Raw genomic sequence first — 16,408 nt, 5'->3', positions numbered from 1 at the left:
CGCCAGTCACCAGCCACCGGCCCGAGGGGCCACCGACCACGGGAGGGGTCGCACGCATGGACGGACGATTGGCCGGCAAGGCCGCCGTGATCACGGGTGCCGGATCCGGCATCGGGCGGGCCACCGCGCTGCGGTTCGCCGCCGAAGGGGCCGCTCTGGTCCTGGGCGACCTGCGCCCCGAGCGTTCCGCGCGGACCGTCGCGGACATCCGGGCGCAAGGCGGCGATGCGGTGGCCGTCGACGGCGACGTCGCCGAAGACGCCTACGTACGCGAGCTCATCGGTGCGGCGGTCGAGCGGCACGGGCGCCTCGACATCCTGCACAACAACGCCGCGTTCTCCATCTCCGGCCGGGTCGGCGACATCACCGACGAGGACTGGCGCACCCAGCAACGCGTCGTCCTGGACAGCGTCTTCTACGGCATCCGGGCCGCGCTGCCGCACATGATCGGGCAAGGCGGAGGTTCGATCGTGACCACCGCATCGGGAGCCGGCATCGGCGGCGAGTACGGCCTGGGCGCGTACGCCGCGCACAAGGCGGCCGTCATCAACCTCACCCAGACCGTGGCCATGGAGTACGCCGAGGAAGGCATCCGCTGCAATGCGGTCACGCCGGGGCCCACGGCCACCGAGCCGATGCTCCGCTGGCTGGCGGATATGCCGGGCGGCGCCGAGGAGTTCGGGCGCAGCGCGCTGCTCCGCCGGATGAGCACCCCGGACGAGGTCGCCGCGGTGATCGCCTGGCTGGCGTCCGACGATGCGGCCCTGGTGTCGGGCGTCGTCGTACAGGCGAACTACCGGGTGGCGTCGCGGAGGCCGGAATGACGGAAGCCGTCACGCACGTCGGCATGTCCGCCCGCCCATCGCCCCGGGAGGGTGCGGACGCGGACCCGCCTCCGCTGCCGGCGCTGCTGGAGTCCGAGGCGATCCACATCATCCGCGAGGTCGCCGCCGAGTTCGAGAACCCCGTGCTGCTGTTCAGCGGCGGCAAGGACTCGATCGTCATGCTGCACCTCGCACTCAAGGCGTTCGCGCCCTGCCCGCTGCCGTTTCCGGTCATGCATGTCGACACCGGTCACAACTTCCCCGAGGTGCTGGAGTTCCGCGACCGGCACGTCGCCGCCACGGGGGTCAGGCTCGTGGTGGCATCCGTCCAGGAGTCCATCGACCGGGGCCGGGTCGCCGAGGAGACCGGTCCGCGCGCCTCGCGGAACCGGTTGCAGACCACGACGCTCCTGGATGCGATCGCCGAGCACCGCTTCGACGCCGTCTTCGGCGGTGCCCGGCGCGACGAGGAGAAGGCCCGGGCCAAGGAGCGGGTGTACAGCTTCCGCGACGAGTTCGGGCAGTGGGACCCGAAGAACCAGCGGCCCGAACTGTGGAACCTCTACAACGGCCGGCACCGGTCCGGCGAGCACATCAGGGTGTTCCCGCTGTCCAACTGGACCGAGCTGGACATCTGGCGCTACATCGCGGCCGAGGGCATCGATCTCCCCTCTCTCTACTACGCCCACCGGCGCAGCGTCGTGGCCCGCGACGGCATGCTGCTGGCGCTCACCCGGTTCCTCACCCTCGCGGACGGCGAGGCTCCGTTCGAGGAGACCGTGCGCTTCCGCACCATCGGGGACGCCACATGCACCGGCGCCGTCCGGTCCGGCGCCGCCGACGCCCGCCGGGTCGCCGCCGAGATCGCCGCGACCCGGATCACCGAACGCGGGGCCACCCGTGCCGACGACCGGGTCTCCGAGGCCGGCATGGAAGACCGCAAGCGCGAAGGGTACTTCTGAGCATGCTCGTCGAATCGCCGGAGCACGGCGCCGAGTCCGCCGACCCCACCGAGTCCGCCGGATCCACCGGCCTGCTGCGTATTGCGACCGCCGGGTCCGTGGACGACGGCAAGTCGACCCTGATCGGCCGCCTGCTGCACGACGCCAAGGCCGTCTTCGAGGACCAACTCGCCGCCGTGGCCGCCACATCGGAGCGCCGCGGCGCCTCCTCCACCGATCTGTCGCTGCTCACCGACGGCCTGCGCGCGGAACGCGAGCAGGGCATCACCATCGACGTCGCGTACCGCTACTTCGCCACCCCGGCACGGACGTTCATCATCGCCGACACCCCCGGGCACGTGCAGTACACGCGCAACATGGTCACCGGAGCGTCCACCGCCGACGTCGCGATGGTCCTCGTGGACGCCCGCAAAGGCCTCGTCGAGCAGTCCCGGCGACACGCGCTGCTGGCCTCCTTGCTGCGCGTCCCGCACGTGGTCCTGTGCGTGAACAAGATGGACCTGGTCGGGCACAGCCAGGCCGCTTTCAACGAAATCCGAGAAGATTTCGCCGAGTTCGCCGGCCTCGCCGGGATCGGCAGCGTCACCGCCGTACCGATGTCCGCGCTGCACGGCGACAACGTCGTGGAGCCCGGCACCGCGATGCCCTGGTACGGCGGGCCGCCGCTGCTCCGCCACCTGGAGACGCTCCGGGTCCCGCCGCCGGGCGGACCGGGCTCGGCCGCGCGGCTGCCGGTCCAGTACGTGCTGCGCCCGGCTGGCTCCGGACACCGCCGCTACGCGGGCAGCATCGCCGCCGGATCCCTGCAGCCCGGCGATGCGGTCATCGTCCTCCCGTCCGGCCGGACCGGGCGCATCGCCGAAGTGCACGGCCCCGACGGGCCGGTCGGCCGGGCCCGCGCGCCGTTTGCCGTCGCGGTCACCCTGGACGACCAACTCGACGTGTCCCGCGGCGACATGATCTGCTCCGCCGCGCATCCCCCGCACCTCGGGCAGGACATCGACGCCACGGTCTGCTGGATGACCGCACGCCACCCGCTGCGCCCGGGCGCCACGTACCTGCTCAAGCACACCACCCGGACCGTGCGGGCGCGCGTCGCCGAGGTCGTGCACCGGCTGGACGTCGGCACCGGGCGCCCCGAGCCGGACGCCGGCGAGCTGGCCCTCAACGAGATCGGCCGGGTCCGGCTGCGCACGTCGGCGCCGCTCATGTACGACGCGTACCGGGACTCCCGCGCGACCGGCAGCTTCATCCTGATCGACGAGGCGACCGGGGACACCGCCGGCGCTGCCATCATCGGGGTGGACGGGTCCGTGGAAGCCGGGCCCGGGGAAAGCGCCGAGGACAGCACCAGGGAGCACACGTGACCAAGCAGCCCGACGGGCACCCGGCCGGGGACTACGCCGACGACGTGGTCACCGCGTGGTCGCAGGTGCTGCCGGACGTGGACGCCTCGTCGCTGGGCTTCGTGGTCCGGCTGCACCAGGCGATGATCGCGATGGAGGAGTTCGACCGGCGCAGCATCGGGGGCCTCGACCTGACCGCGCCGGAGTACATGGTCCTGGCCGTGCTCGCGGTGCGCACCGACATCGACGGCCTGACGCTGCGCGAGCTGCAGCCGCTGGTCATGTACTCGTCCGGCGGCATGACGCACTGCGTCGACCGGCTGGAGAAAAAGGCGCTCGTCGAACGCCGCCCCAACCCCGCGGACCGCCGCTCGGTCCTCGTCTGCCTCACCGCCGAGGGCCGCGAGAAGGCCAGGACCGCGATGCGCACGCGCCTGTCCGCCCTCGACACGCTTCTCGAACCGCTCACCGCCGAGGACCGGCAGACCGTGGACCGGGCGCTGCGGCTCCTGATCGCCACCTTGGGGCCTTGGGCACCGCCCGCCCCGGCGCCGCCGGCCGCGCCGCCCCCGGCGGTCCCCGCGGCAGGCCGGCGATCCGCGCGGGCCGTCTAGGCCCCCGTCTCCGCCCCCGGCTCCGGAGGGCCGGCGCCGAATATCGCCGTGCGGCCGTGTCGCAATACGCCGATCGGGCAGAGCTCCACGCAGGATGGAGGAACACCGCCACACGATGCGTATGCCGCCGCAAGGCCGGGACCGCGGAGCACGAACCGCAGCACCGGGCCGGCCGCGGCACACCGCGCCGAAGGAGGAACCCGATGGCCGATCTGCTGCTGGGCCCGGTCCTGCGCTACGCAGGGCGGACGTCCGCGACGGTGTGGCTGGAGACCGACGGGCCCGGCGAGGTCGCCGTGGAGTGCGAGGACGCGGTCGGCAAGGCGTCCACGTGGTCGGTGTTCGGGCGGCACTACGCGCTCGTGGTCGTCGAGGGGCTGGCCCCGGGCCGCACCCGGCCGTACCGGGTGCGGCTGGACGGCCGCCAGGTGTGGCCGCCGCACCCGTCGGTCTTCCCGGACAGCGTGATCCGCACGGCCGGCGACGCCGACGCGCCGCAGCGCATCGCGTTCGGCTCGTGCCGCTGGTCGCGCCCGCCGAACCGCGGCGACGAAGGCGAGCGGCACCTCGACCCGGACGTCCTGGACACCCTGGCGCTGCAGCTCGCCCGCGGCACTCCGGACGAGCTCCCGGACGCCCTCCTCCTGCTCGGCGACCAGGTCTACGCCGACGAGGTGTCGCACGCGATGCGCGACCGCCTGGCCCGCCGCCGCGGCACGCAGCGCCCGCCCGGCAGCCAGGTGCGCGACTTCGACGAGTACGCGCTCCTCTACCACGAGTCGTGGGGCGATCCGCAGATCCGCTGGCTGCTCTCCACCGTGCCCAGCGCGATGATCTTCGACGACCACGAGATCATCGACGACTGGAACACCTCGCGGGCCTGGCGCCGCGAGATGGCGGAACTGCCATGGTGGGAGGAGCGGATCGTCGGCGCCTTCGCGTCGTACTGGGTGTACCAGCACCTCGGGAACCTGGCGCCGGACGACCTGGCCGCCGATCCCACGTTCGCGGCGGTACGAGCCGCGGCGGACAACGAGCGCAGCGATGCGCTGCTGCGCACCTTCGCCGTGCGTGCGGACGCCACGGCGGACGCGGACGCCGGGACGCACGCGGAGTCCGAGACCGCCGATTCCGCGGGCGCTTCCAGGGGCGGTTCCGGGGGCGCGACCCAGGGCTCCGGGACCGACGCCGGGGCCGACGCCGCCTCGCATCCGTCCCGGATCTATTGGAGTTTCCGCCGCGATTTCGGCCGCACCCGCCTGGTCATGCTGGACACCCGGGCCGGCCGCGTCCTGCAGCCCGGTGCGCGCAGCATCGTCAATCCGGCCGAGTTTTCCTGGGTGCAAGAGCAGTTCGACGAGGGAGGGTACGACCACCTCCTGGTCGGCAGTTCGCTGCCGTGGCTGCTGCCGCGCGGCATCCACGACCTGGAGTCCTGGAACGAGGCGCTGTGCGACGGGACCCGCGGCTCGCGGGCGGCGCGGTGGAGCGAGAAGCTGCGCCGGGCCGGCGACCTGGAGCACTGGGCGGCATTCCGGTCCTCGTTCGAGGCGCTGGCCGCAAGCCTGCGCCGGCTCGCCACGCACGGACCGGCCGACGACCAAACCGGCACGCCGCCCGCGACGGTATGCGTGCTGTCCGGCGATGTGCACCATGCGTATGCCGCCGAGGCGCAATGGCCGCAGCCGCGATCGAACGAGTCGGGATCGAAGGAGTCGGGATCGACGGCGCCGGTCGACGGCAAGGCCGCCCGCGTCCTGCAGTTGACGTGCTCGCCGCTGCACAACTCCGTCCCGCCGGCGATCCGCCTCGGCTTCCGGTTCGGTTGGAGCAGGCCCGCCGACCTCATCGGCTCGCTGCTCGCCCGGCACGCGAAACTGCCGGAAAAGCCGGTCAGCTGGCGGAAGTTGGGCGGCCCGTGGTTCGGGAACCACCTGATGACGCTCGTGCTGGACGGTCGCCGTGCCGAACTCGTCCTCGACCGTGCGGTGCGCGACCCGTCCGGCACGGCCAGGCTCCGCCGTATCGGCACCGCTCGCATCTCCTGAGCCGAGAGAACGGCCGGGTCCCGCCGCGCGCGGTGCGGCAGGACCCGGCCGGACGGCTCAGCGGACCGTGCGGAAGAACGCGCGTACGTCCTGGACCAGCAACTCGGGGACCTCCAGCGCGGCGAAGTGGCCGCCCTGGTCGAAGTCCGTCCAGCGCACGATGTTGTTGAGCTCTTCGGCGTACTTCCGGATCGCGACATCCTCGGCGAAGTGCGCCACCGCGGTCGGAGTCGCGGACGGGGTCGGCCAGTTCCCCGAGTGCATGCTGTCGTAGTACATGTGCGCCGAGGAGGCGCCGGTGTTGTAGAGCCAGTACAGCATCACGTTGGTGAGGATGAGGTCGCGGTCGATGGCGTCCTCGGGCAGTCCGTCGCCGTGCGTCCAGTCCTTGAACTTCTCGATGATCCAGGCGAGTTGCCCGGCAGGCGAGTCGGCGAGGCCGAATCCGATGGTGTTGGGCTTCGTGGCCTGGATCTGGAAGTAGCCGTTGCCGTCGGCCATGAAGGCGTTGAGGCCTTCGAGGGAGCGGAGTTCGCGCTCGTTCAGGCCTGCCTTGGTCTCCTCGTCGACCTCGCCCCACGGGATGAAGCCGGCCGTGGCGGCGTTCACGTGGACGCCGACGACCTGCTCGGGGGCCGCACGGCCGAGGTCCGGGGCGATGAAGGCGCCGAAGTCGCCGCCCTGCGCGCCGTACCGGGTGTAGCCGAGCCGCTTCATCAGCTCGGCGTAGGCGGCGGCGATGCGGGTGCTGTCCCAGCCGGGGCTGGTCGCGGGGCCGGTGAAGCCGAAGTTGGGGTGTGACGGGATGACCAGGTGGAAGGCGTCCGCGGGGTCGGCCGGATTGGCGAGCGGCTCGATCATGTCGATGAACTCGACCACGGAGCCCGGCCAGCCGTGTGCGAGGAGCAGCGGCAGAGCGTCCTCGTGCGGTGACCGCACGTGCAGGAAGTGGATCTCCTGGCCGTCGATCACGGTGGTGAACTGCGGGTGGCTGTTGAGCCGCGCCTCGTGTTTGCGCCAGTCGTACCCGTTCGCCCAGTAGTCGGCCAAGCCCTGCAAGTAGTCGGCGGGGACGCCGCGCGACCAGTCGGTCTCGGGGAGTTGGACCGGCCAGCGGGTGCGGGCCAGGCGCTCGCGGAGGTCGTCCAGTTGCTGCTGGGGGACGTCGAGGCGGTACGGCGTGATGTCGGAGGTCATGCCGGGCTCCAGTGCTCGTGGCAGTTGCTCGTGGCAGTGTGCTTTGCGTGTGCGATGCGTGACCGGCGTCGCGGAAGGCGCCGAGTTCGGTGCGGACGGAATCGGCGACGCGTTCGGCAGTACTACGCGCGGGGGCGCATGCGAGTTGCGTGCCGCGCGCGTCTTGCCGGCGAACGCTGCCCCGCGCCGACCGGGGAACGCCTCCAGCCTTGTCGCCGCTCCGCCGCCTCGCAACCGTTTCGCACGGAATGCGGGGTGTAAGGGGCAGGCGGGCTCTCGGTGATGACGCCGTCCCGTTCCGCAGACCCCGGGGACGCGGCATCCTGGTTCCTCGCTCCGTCCCGGCCGACTCCCCAGGGGGACACGTGAGTTCGAACCAGAGCCAGACAGCGGACGATGCCGGGGACGCCGATGTCCCGGAGCCCGCCCTGCCGGCGTTCGCCCTCAAGCCGGTCGCCGCCATCGCGGTCGTCTTCGCCGCAGTGCAGAGCGGCCTGTCCGGCCGCTACGGCTTCCACCGCGACGAGCTGTACTTCATGGCGGCCGGTGACCATCCCGCGTGGGGCTACGTGGACCAGCCGCCCCTGACACCGCTGCTGGCACGGGCGTCGACCGAACTGTTCGGGTCCTCGCCGGTCGGTCTGCGGGTGGTGGCGATCCTGGCGGCCGTCGCGGCGCTGTTCCTCGTCGCGCTGGCCGCGCGCGAACTCGGCAGCGGTACGCCGGGCCAGGTGCTGGCCACCGCCTTTGCCGCGACGTCCGGCTTCGTGCTGGCGTCCGGGCACATGGTGTCGACCTCGACGTTCGATCTGCTGGCGTGGCTGGCGATCTGCTGGGTCGCGCTGCGGCTGCTGCGCACCGGGGACGGCCGCTGGTGGCCGGTCCTGGGCGCGGCGATCGGCATCGGCGCGTTCAACAAGCACCTGGTCGTCCTGCTGGTCGCGGCGCTGCTGGCCGGCGTCTTGCTGGTCGGGCCGCGCTCGGTGCTGCGCAGCCGCCTGATGCCGGTCGGCGTACTGATCGCCGCGCTGTTCGCGCTGCCCAACGTGCTGTGGCAGATCGACCACGGCTGGCCGCAGCTGACCGTCGCCGAAGGCATCGCCGAGGACGACGGCGCAGAGAACCGCGCCATGTTCGTCCCGCAGCAACTCCTCTTCCTGTCCCCGTTCTTCGTGCCCGTCTGGATCGCCGGGCTGGTCCGGCTTTTCCGGGACCCGCAGGTGCGCTGGGCGCGGGCGCTCGCGGTGGCCTACCCGGTGGTGTGCGTCGCGGTCGTGGCCATGGGCGGCAAGTCGTACTACGCCCTGCCTCCGCTGCTGGTCCTGACCGCGGCCGGCTGCGACCCGGTGTTGCGCTGGATGCGCAGCAGTCGGCGCAGCGCCCGCGGGGTGCTGGTGGCCGCCGCGCTGGCGTTGTCCGCGGTGATCAACGCGGTCGTCACGCTGCCCGTGCTGCCCGCCGACGCACTGGACGTCCCGATGGCGGTGAACCAGGAACAGGGCGAACAGGTGGGGTGGCCGGAATTGGCGGACGCGGTGGCGGCCGCCTGGGCCGGGATTCCCGCCGAACAGCGGCCGCGTACCGTGATTTTCGCGGGGAACTACGGCGAGGCCGGCGCACTGCGGTATTACGGGCCGGAACGCGGGCTCCCGAAGGCCTACTCGGGGCACATGAGCTTCGCCGACTGGGGACCGCCGCCGGACTCCGCGAACGGGCCGGTGCTCGTCGTGCACATCGCGGGGGCCACCGGGCAGGACCGCTTCTTCACCGGCTGCCGCCCGGCCGCGCGGGTGGACAACGGCAAGGACCTGGACAACGAGGAGCAGGACGCCGAGGTGCTGGTCTGCGACGGGACGTCGCGGCCGTGGTCGGCCTTGTGGCCGGACCTGCGCCGCTACTACTGACCGGCGGCCGGTCGGCACCGGACCAGGTGCCGGTGCCGGTGCCGGAAAAGGAAATACCCCGGACGACTTGAGTCCGGGGTATTTCCTTGCGTATATTGGAGCTTTCTGTGCCACGCTCCAAAAGAGCGGACAGAAGAACTCGATAAACGCATGCTATCCGGCCGGGAGTCGAATTGTCAAACGAGGAACTGCGACGCGAACAGGAATTCGTCGACGTGCTGCACGCGCGTCTCGAAGAACTGCGCGCGGAGGCGACCGCGGCCGTCGAGAAGGCACTGGGCCCGTCCGGCACCGGGCACCAGGCGCGCGTCGAGCGGGAGGTGCTGGTCGGCGAGCAGTCCGCGCTGCTGGCCGCCTTCGACGCGGGCGAGCACGGCCTGTGCTTCGGGCGGCTGGTCTTCCGGGACGGCCGCGACCACCACATCGGACGCATCGGCATCCGCCGCGACGACGCCGAGCACACTCCCCTGGTGCTCGACTGGCGCGCGGACGTCGCCCGGCCCTTCTACCTCGCCACCGGCCACACCCCGATGGGCCTGCGCCGCCGCCGGCACATCACCTCCGAGGGCCTCGTCGTGACCGCGCTGCACGACGAGATCCTCGACCTCAGCGACCCGCTGCGCACCGGCCACGAGAGCGCGGACGCCGACGAAGTGCTGCTCGCCGCCCTCGACTCCGCGCGCACCGGCCGCATGCACGACATCGTGCAGACCATCCAGGCCGACCAGGACCGCATCATCCGGGCACCGCACCAAGGCCTGCTGGTGGTCGAGGGCGGGCCCGGCACCGGCAAGACCGTCGTGGCGCTGCACCGCGCCGCGTACCTGCTGTACGCGTACCGCGAGCACCTCGCCCGGCGTGCGGTGCTGGTGGTGGGCCCCAACCCGACGTTCCTGCGCTACATCGGCGACGTGCTGCCCGCGCTGGGCGAGACCGGCGTGCTGTTCGCCACCCCCGGCGAGCTCTTCCCCGGCGTGACCGCGACCGGCGTCGACACGCCGGCCGCCGCCGAGATCAAGGGCCGCGCCGAAATGGCCGACGCCCTGGCCGAGTTCGTCCGCGACCAGCAGCGCCTGCCGGATCCCGCGCTGGTGATCGCGCACGACGACGGCGAGCTGTACCTGGACGCCGACATCGCCTCGGACGCCCGGCACGCCGCGCGCGGCTCACTGCTCCCGCACAACCTGGCCCGCCCGTACTTCGCCGCTCAGGTGGTCGACGGCCTGGCCGCGCAACTGGTCGACCGGATCGGTGCGGACCCCTACGGCGGCCCGAACCTCCTCGGCGCCGCCGACGTGGCGCAGCTGACCATGGCCGTCGCGGCCAGCTCCGAAGTACACGCGGCGATCGCCGAGTTGTGGCCGGTGCTCACCCCCGAGGAGCTGCTCGCCGACTATCTGACCGACCCGGTCCACATCGACGACGCCGATGCCGCCCTGATCCGCCGCTCCGGCGGCGCGTGGACCCCGGCGGACGTCGCGCTGCTCGACGAGGCCGCCGAACTGCTCGGCGTGGACGACAGTGCCGCGCGGGCCGCGGCCGAGGCCGACCGGCTGCGGCGCATCGCGTACGCGCAGGGCGTGCTGGACATGACCTACGGCTCGCGCACCCAGGAGTTCGAGGACCGCGAGGACGAGGACTCCGAGGTGCTGTCCGCGCACGACCTGGTCGACGCGGAGCGCCTCGCGGAGCGCCACGAGGAGGCCGACCACCGCACTGCCGCGGAACGCGCCGCGGCCGACCGGACCTGGGCCTTCGGGCACATCATCGTCGACGAGGCGCAGGAGCTCTCGGCCATGGTGTGGCGGCTCCTGATGCGGCGCAGCCCGACCCGGTCGATGACGCTGGTCGGCGACCCGGCGCAGACGTCCGAACCGGGCGGCTGCGGCTCGTGGGAGAAGATCCTGGCGCCGCACATGGAAGACCGCTGGGAGCACGTGCGGTTGGGCGTCAACTACCGGACGCCGGCCGAGATCATGGCACTCGCGGCCAGGGTGCTGGAGGCGTCCGGCGGCGGGTTCGAGCCGCCGCAGTCGGTCCGCTCCACGGGTGTGCACCCGTGGGCGCAGCACGCGGGCGACCTGGCGAAGGCGGCCGCGGAGGCGGTCACCCGCGAACTCGGCCCCGAGGGACGCCTCGCGGTGATCGCACCGCGCGAACACGGCCCGGCCGTGCGCGCGGCGCTGGTCGCCGCCGGGCATCTGGACGACGCCGCGGACCCGGGGACGGGCGTGGGAGCGGGCGGTGTGCCGGACCTGACCCGCCCGGTGGTGCTGCTCGAACCGCGGCAGGCCAAGGGCCTGGAGTTCGACACGGTCGTGATCGTCGAGCCCGCCGACTTCGGGCCGAACGACCTGTACGTCGCCCTCACGCGCCCCACGCAGCAGCTCGGCATCGTGTACGACCGGCCACTGCCGGCCGGCCTCGACGGCGAGGGGCTCGCGGCCCGGTAGACGTGGTGCGGGAGGCACCGCGGAGCGGACGTACCGGAGCTCCGCGGTGCGGCGGCCGGGCGGCTCGGCAGGCCAACGGGCCGCAGGGCCGCCGGACCGCCGCCGGTTAGGCTGGCCTGTGCCTTTCGCCCGGACATCGGACGGCTTCGCCGTCCACTACGAGATACACGGCAGCGGCCGCCCGCTGGTCCTGCTCAGCGGCCAGTCGAACTCGCTGCACTGGTGGGACCGCGTACGCGACGACTTCGCCGCGCGGTTCACCACGATCGTGCTCGACCACCTCGGCACCGGGAAGAGCGACTGCCCGGACGCCGACGTCTACAGCACCCGGCGCTTCGCCTCCGACGTCGCCGCGGTGCTCGACGCGGCCGGTATCGACCGGGCGCACGTGTACGGCACCTCGATGGGCGGCCGCATCGCCCAGTGGCTGGCCGCGGACCGGCCGGAGCGCGTCGACCGGCTGGTGCTCGGCTGCACCTCGCCGGGCGGCCGCTCGGGGGTCGAGCGCAGTGCCGAGGTCCGCAGGTCGCTGGCCGTGACCGAACCGGCCGCGCTGCGCCGCGCGCTGCTCGACCTGATGTACACGCCGGAGTGGCTGGCCCGTACCCCCGGGCCGTACTTCACGCTCGGCGACCGGGACATGCCCGCGTACGCCCGGCGGTGGCATCTGCGGGCCAGCGCCAAGCACGACGCGTGGGACGCCCTGCCGTCGATCCAGGCCCCGACGCTCGTCGTGCACGGCACCGACGACCTGTTCAACCCGGCCGCGAACGCGCCGCTGATCGCGGGGCGCATCCCGGGTGCCGTGCTGCACATGATCGAGGGCGCCCGGCACGGCTACTTCGAGGAGTTCCAGGACATCGCGTCGCCGCTGGTCGCGGACTTCCTCGAACAGTCCTGAGCCGGTACGGACGCGGCAGGAAGCGTCCTCGATCGGGGACGGCCCAGGCACTGCGCGGAGCTCGTCAGCGGACCGTCAGCCGGCCCGAAGCAGCCCTCGGCAATGTCCTCCCTGTCGGCAAGGCCGGCACCGCACGCACCAGCGACAGGGAGCACGACATGACCACGGACGCCGCCAGGGCAATGTCCACGCCGGCCCGGCTCGGCTCCCTGCACCTGCCGAACCGCGTGGTGGCGGCCCCGATGACGCGCAGGTGCGCGGACGCCGCGGGAGTCCCGGAGCCGGCCGCGGCGGCCTACTACGCGCAGCGTGCGTCGGCGGGCCTGATCATCGCCGAGGCGTCGACTCCGAGCCTGGTCGGCAAGGCGTACCCGAACAGCGCGGCGCTGTACAACGGCGCGCACGTGGCGGGCTGGCGCCGGGTCACCGACGCGGTCCGTGCCGCGGGCGGCCGGATGTTCGCGCTGATCCGGCACGGCGGCCGGGTCGGCCACCCCGACACCAGCTGCCGCACGCCGCTGGCCCCGTCGCCTATCGCGCTGCCCGGCAGCATGTTCACCCCGAAAGGCACCCAGGACGCGGTCGTCCCGCGCGAGATGACGGTCGCGGACATCGAGGAGACGGTCGCCGACTTCGCGGCCGCCGCCCGAAAGGCCGTCGACGCGGGGTTCGCCGGTGTCGAGGTGCACGCCGGGGACGGCTATCTGCTGCACCAGTTCCTCGCCGGGAACACGAACCGGCGCACCGATGCGTACGGCGGCAGCGCGGCCGGACGCATCCGCTTCACAACAGAGGTAGTGGCGGCGGTCGCGGCCGAGATCGGCGCCGAGCGGGTGGGGGTGCGGATCGCGCCGGGCGCGGGGGTGAACGGCATCGAGGAGGGCGACACCGCGGACATCTACGCGGCCTTGACCGAAGCTCTTTCCGGATTCGAACTCGCCTACCTGCACGTGGTGTTCGTCGATCCGGGCGACACGGTCTTCCGGGGCATCCGCAGAGCCTGGCCGGGCATGCTGATCGGCAACCCGGTGCACGGCCGCTGCGGACCGCCGCCGACCGACGGCGGCCGGCAGACCGCCGAGCGGCTGCTGGCCGCGGGCGCCGACCTGGTGGTCGCGCCGAGCGGGTTCAAGGCGCGGGGCGGTCACCGGGCCAGTCGAGCTTGAGGCGCTCCATCTTCGGGAGCGCGGCCACGATCAGGTCGTACGAGTCCTCGATCATGTCCCGGACCAGGTCGTCCGCGACCGTGCCGTCGAGGGTGACGGTGTTCCAATGCCGCTTGTTCAGGTGGTAGCCGCCCACGATCGCCGGGTACTTGGCGCGGAGCCGCAGCGCGAGTTCCGGTTCGCACTTGAGGCTCACGGTGAGCGGCTTGTCGGTCAACTGGCTGAGCGCGAAGATCTTGCCGCCCACTTTGAACACGGACACCTCGGGGTGCCGCGGGAACGGGAACTCCTCGGTCGCGCCGTTGAACGCGAGACACGCGTCCTTGAGCTCGTCGGGTGTCATCCCGCCAGTATGCCGAGGCACGCCGACACATGATCACTCGAACGGCCGGGCCCGGGGCCCGGGCGCGCCTCAGGCCGCCGGCGAAGCCAGCTGCACCACGGTGATGTCGGACGGCGCGCCGACGCGTACCGGCGGCCCCCAGGCTCCTGCGCCGCGCGTCACGTACAACTGCGTGTCGCCGTAACGTTCCAGCCCGGCGACGGTCGGGTTGTCCAGCTCGGCGATGAAGTTGCCCGGCCACAGCTGGCCGCCGTGGGTGTGTCCGGAGAGCTGCAGGTCGACGCCGAACTTCACGGCGTCGTGGATCGCGACCGGCTGGTGGGCGAGCAGCACCGACGTGCGCGAGCGGTCCCGGTCGCCGAGCGCGCGGACGAAGTCGGGGCCTTGGCCTTCGTCCTCGCCGGCGAAGTCGTTGACGCCGGCGAGGTCGAAGCCCGGCATCTCCACGCGGGCGTTCTCCAGCGGGTGCATGCCCAGTTGGCGGACGTGCTCGACCCAGGGAGCCGCGCCGGAGAAGTACTCGTGGTTGCCGGTGACGAAGAACGTCCCGTACCGGGACTGCAGTCCGCGCAGCGGTTCGGCGGCGGAGCCGAGGTTCTCCACGCTGCCGTCCACCATGTCGCCGACGATGGTGACCAGGTCCGCGTTCGTGCGGTTGACCGCGTCGACGACCCGCTGCGCGTGGGCGCGGCCGAGGACCGGGCTGAGGTGGATGTCGCTGACCACCGCGATGCGGAACCCGTGGGCGCTGCGCGGCAGCTTGGCCAGCGGGACGGTCACCCGCTTGGTGGTCGGGCCGCGCAGCACGCCGTACGTGCCGTACCCGACGGTTCCGGCGGCCACCGCGGCGGCGCCGACCGCGACCGTACGGGCGACGAACAGGCGTCGCGAGAGGGCCGGTTCCGGGGCGGCATCGCCTGATCCCCCGAGGTCGGACGCCGGACTCGGCGCCGTTTCGCGGCCGGCTCCCGAGCGGCCGTCGCGCACGCCGCCGGGAGGCGCCTCGATCGGGCGGCCATCCGCGCCGACGGTGACGGCTTCGGCGGGTTCCCGTGCGGATTCCGCCGCGTGCTCCGCTGCGCGTTCCGGCTCCGCCGCCGGGTCCGCCTGCTGCGGTGCCGTGCGGTCGCGGAGTGCGGCGGGGCCGCGGCGGGCCAGGACCCGGCCGAGGATCGGCCGGACCGCTTCGCCGATGATCAGGGCGAGGACCAGGTAGAGGAGCGTGGCCAGCCACAGGTAGCCGGGCCAGGCCAGGATCTGCTGCAGTGCGAAGGGGGCTTCGGCCCGTACCGACACCATCGCACCGACGGAGAGCAGCGGCAGCGCCACGACCGCGGCGGTCCCGATCCGGCGGGCCGCGCCGCCCGGGCGGGTGGTGTCGCGGACCATGCGGCGCCACACGTACCAGTGCACGGCGCTCAGCACGCCGAGCACGGCGACGATCCCCACCACCACGAGCACGACCCGCACGCGCAACTCCCCGCATCGTTCGGCGGACCGGCGACCCCGCCGGTCCGGCAGCCTCAGCCTACGTGCGGCCCTGCGGGAGCTCGCGCAGCGGCTCCGGGACCAGCGGATTAGGGTGGCACGCGGTCGGTACACGGGGACTGCGGTGCACTCGGCGGGTTCGGAAGGGTCGCGGCAGCCGCAGCAGCACAAGGACGGAAAGGCACCGCAGCATGGGCATCGGGGATCGGGTACGCGGCATCGGCGGCGCGGTCGGAGGTGCGGTCGGTTCGGCGGCCGCCGCGGGGCGCAGCGCCGTGGGCCGCCGTGTCGAGGCCGGACGCGAAGGCCTCGCCTCCGGCGACTGGGCACGCAGCGCGCTGGGGGCGCTGGACGTCCCGGACTCCCCTGCGACCGAGGTCTGGGAGTACTCGCTCGGTGTGCTGATCTGCCGCCATCCGCGGGTCCCGGCCGCGACCGCCAAGCTGCTGCGCGCGCTGGACGGGCTCGGCGCGGTGCGGTTCGGCCCCGAGGAGGTGGGCTTCGACGGCGAGGACGTGCCGTGGGAGAAGGTCACCGGGCTGCGTCTGCACGACGCGTTCGCGGTGATGACGAACGAAGGACTGGACGCGGAGATCGACCGGGTCCGCGACGTGCTGCCGCCGATCCCGGGCCGCAAGTGGGTGGTCGGCAAGGCGGTCGAGGCGGCCGCGACGGTCGTACTGGCGTCGCTGGAGCAGGCCGCGGAACGCCGCCTGGACACCGTCGAGGTGGCCTGCGAGATCACCTACAAGGGACTGCTGGGCCGTCAGAAGACGATGCAGGCCAGCCTGTTCGCGACCGCACTGCTCGCCCAGCGGCCCGAGGTGGCAGCGAGCCTGGTCGCCACCGCCCGGGCACACGGCGTCCCGGTCACACCCGCCCCGCCGCTCACCGAGGACGCCTACGCCCGGGCCGCGGCCCTCCGCGCCCGCACGACGGCAATGACCGAGCGCCTCACCCAGGCCCGAGCAGAAGCCGAAGCCGACGACCCCACCCTGGACGAGGCTGCAAGCACCGAGGACAAGGCACTCACCGCCGACCCCGCGGGCGCCGCAATCCCGCACCAGGCCACCCCGCAGACGGGGACCGACGCGCAGCATCCCACCGCCTGATCAGGCGCCGCACCACGAGGCCGCCCGGCTCCCCCGCGTCGCCGCTGCCG

13 protein-coding genes are annotated in these 16,408 nt (G+C 72.9%); 10 read left to right on the top strand and 3 right to left on the bottom strand.

The genetic code is table 11. From position 1 onward, the window contains the following. Nucleotides 1-56: 56 nt before the first annotated feature. The 5 genes from LZ495_RS20855 (at nt 57) to LZ495_RS20835 (ending at nt 5,794) form a co-directional block, all read left to right on the top strand. Complete coding sequence (locus tag LZ495_RS20855) at nt 57-824, top strand: SDR family NAD(P)-dependent oxidoreductase (protein WP_235054039.1); 768 nt, start codon at nt 57-59, stop codon at nt 822-824. 23 nt (nt 825-847) lie between these two features. Beyond that, a complete protein-coding gene (gene cysD, locus LZ495_RS20850) occupies nt 848-1,786 on the top strand; it encodes a sulfate adenylyltransferase subunit CysD (RefSeq protein ID WP_235054206.1) in 939 nt (312 codons plus the stop codon). Between the two features lie 2 nt (nt 1,787-1,788). Beyond that, nucleotides 1,789-3,153 carry a sulfate adenylyltransferase subunit 1 gene (locus tag LZ495_RS20845; protein ID WP_235054038.1) on the top strand — a complete coding sequence of 455 codons (1,365 nt, stop codon included), beginning with the start codon at nt 1,789-1,791 and terminating at the stop codon, nt 3,151-3,153. Beyond that, nucleotides 3,150-3,746, top strand: a complete 597-nt coding sequence (locus tag LZ495_RS20840) for a MarR family winged helix-turn-helix transcriptional regulator (protein ID WP_235054036.1) — start codon at nt 3,150-3,152, stop codon at nt 3,744-3,746. Before LZ495_RS20845 ends, LZ495_RS20840 begins: the two co-directional genes overlap by 4 nt. A 203-nt stretch (nt 3,747-3,949) precedes the next feature. Beyond that, a complete protein-coding gene (locus LZ495_RS20835) occupies nt 3,950-5,794 on the top strand; it encodes an alkaline phosphatase D family protein (RefSeq protein WP_235054034.1) in 1,845 nt (614 codons plus the stop codon). A gap of 57 nt (nt 5,795-5,851) precedes the next feature. Here the strand turns inward: LZ495_RS20835 and LZ495_RS20830 are convergent, their stop codons facing one another. Continuing rightward, nucleotides 5,852-6,991 carry an epoxide hydrolase family protein gene (locus LZ495_RS20830; protein ID WP_235054031.1) on the bottom strand — a complete coding sequence of 380 codons (1,140 nt, stop codon included), beginning with the start codon at nt 6,989-6,991 and terminating at the stop codon, nt 5,852-5,854. 365 nt (nt 6,992-7,356) lie between these two features. Between LZ495_RS20830 and LZ495_RS20825 the strand changes: the two genes are divergently transcribed. The 4 genes from LZ495_RS20825 (at nt 7,357) to LZ495_RS20810 (ending at nt 13,415) form a co-directional block, all read left to right on the top strand. After that, nucleotides 7,357-8,895 (top strand): ArnT family glycosyltransferase, encoded by a 1,539-nt coding sequence (locus tag LZ495_RS20825; RefSeq protein WP_235054029.1) that lies wholly within the window; start codon nt 7,357-7,359, stop codon nt 8,893-8,895. 173 nt (nt 8,896-9,068) lie between these two features. Then, the gene (locus tag LZ495_RS20820) at nt 9,069-11,348 is read left to right on the top strand and encodes a HelD family protein (RefSeq protein ID WP_235054028.1); all 2,280 of its coding nucleotides are present in this window, start codon (nt 9,069-9,071) and stop codon (nt 11,346-11,348) included. A 118-nt stretch (nt 11,349-11,466) separates the two neighbouring features. Next, nucleotides 11,467-12,249, top strand: a complete 783-nt coding sequence (locus LZ495_RS20815; protein WP_235054026.1) for an alpha/beta fold hydrolase — start codon at nt 11,467-11,469, stop codon at nt 12,247-12,249. Nucleotides 12,250-12,407: 158 nt separating this feature from the next. Continuing rightward, the gene (locus LZ495_RS20810) at nt 12,408-13,415 is read left to right on the top strand and encodes an oxidoreductase (RefSeq protein ID WP_235054024.1); all 1,008 of its coding nucleotides are present in this window, start codon (nt 12,408-12,410) and stop codon (nt 13,413-13,415) included. Here LZ495_RS20810 and LZ495_RS20805 read toward each other — a convergent pair. Continuing rightward, the gene (locus LZ495_RS20805) at nt 13,378-13,758 is read right to left on the bottom strand and encodes an MmcQ/YjbR family DNA-binding protein (protein WP_235054023.1); all 381 of its coding nucleotides are present in this window, start codon (nt 13,756-13,758) and stop codon (nt 13,378-13,380) included. The genes LZ495_RS20810 and LZ495_RS20805 overlap by 38 nt on opposite strands. A gap of 69 nt (nt 13,759-13,827) precedes the next feature. Beyond that, nucleotides 13,828-15,228 carry a metallophosphoesterase gene (locus LZ495_RS20800; protein WP_235054021.1) on the bottom strand — a complete coding sequence of 467 codons (1,401 nt, stop codon included), beginning with the start codon at nt 15,226-15,228 and terminating at the stop codon, nt 13,828-13,830. 209 nt (nt 15,229-15,437) lie between these two features. Between LZ495_RS20800 and LZ495_RS20795 the strand changes: the two genes are divergently transcribed. Next, nucleotides 15,438-16,358, top strand: coding sequence for a hypothetical protein (locus LZ495_RS20795; protein ID WP_235054019.1), 921 nt, complete (start codon nt 15,438-15,440; stop codon nt 16,356-16,358). The last annotated feature ends 50 nt before the right edge of the window (nt 16,359-16,408 follow it).

This window comes from Yinghuangia soli (genome assembly GCF_021502675.1).
GTDB lineage: Bacteria > Actinomycetota > Actinomycetes > Streptomycetales > Streptomycetaceae > Yinghuangia > Yinghuangia soli.
This window is presented reverse-complemented; position numbering and strand designations above follow the sequence as displayed.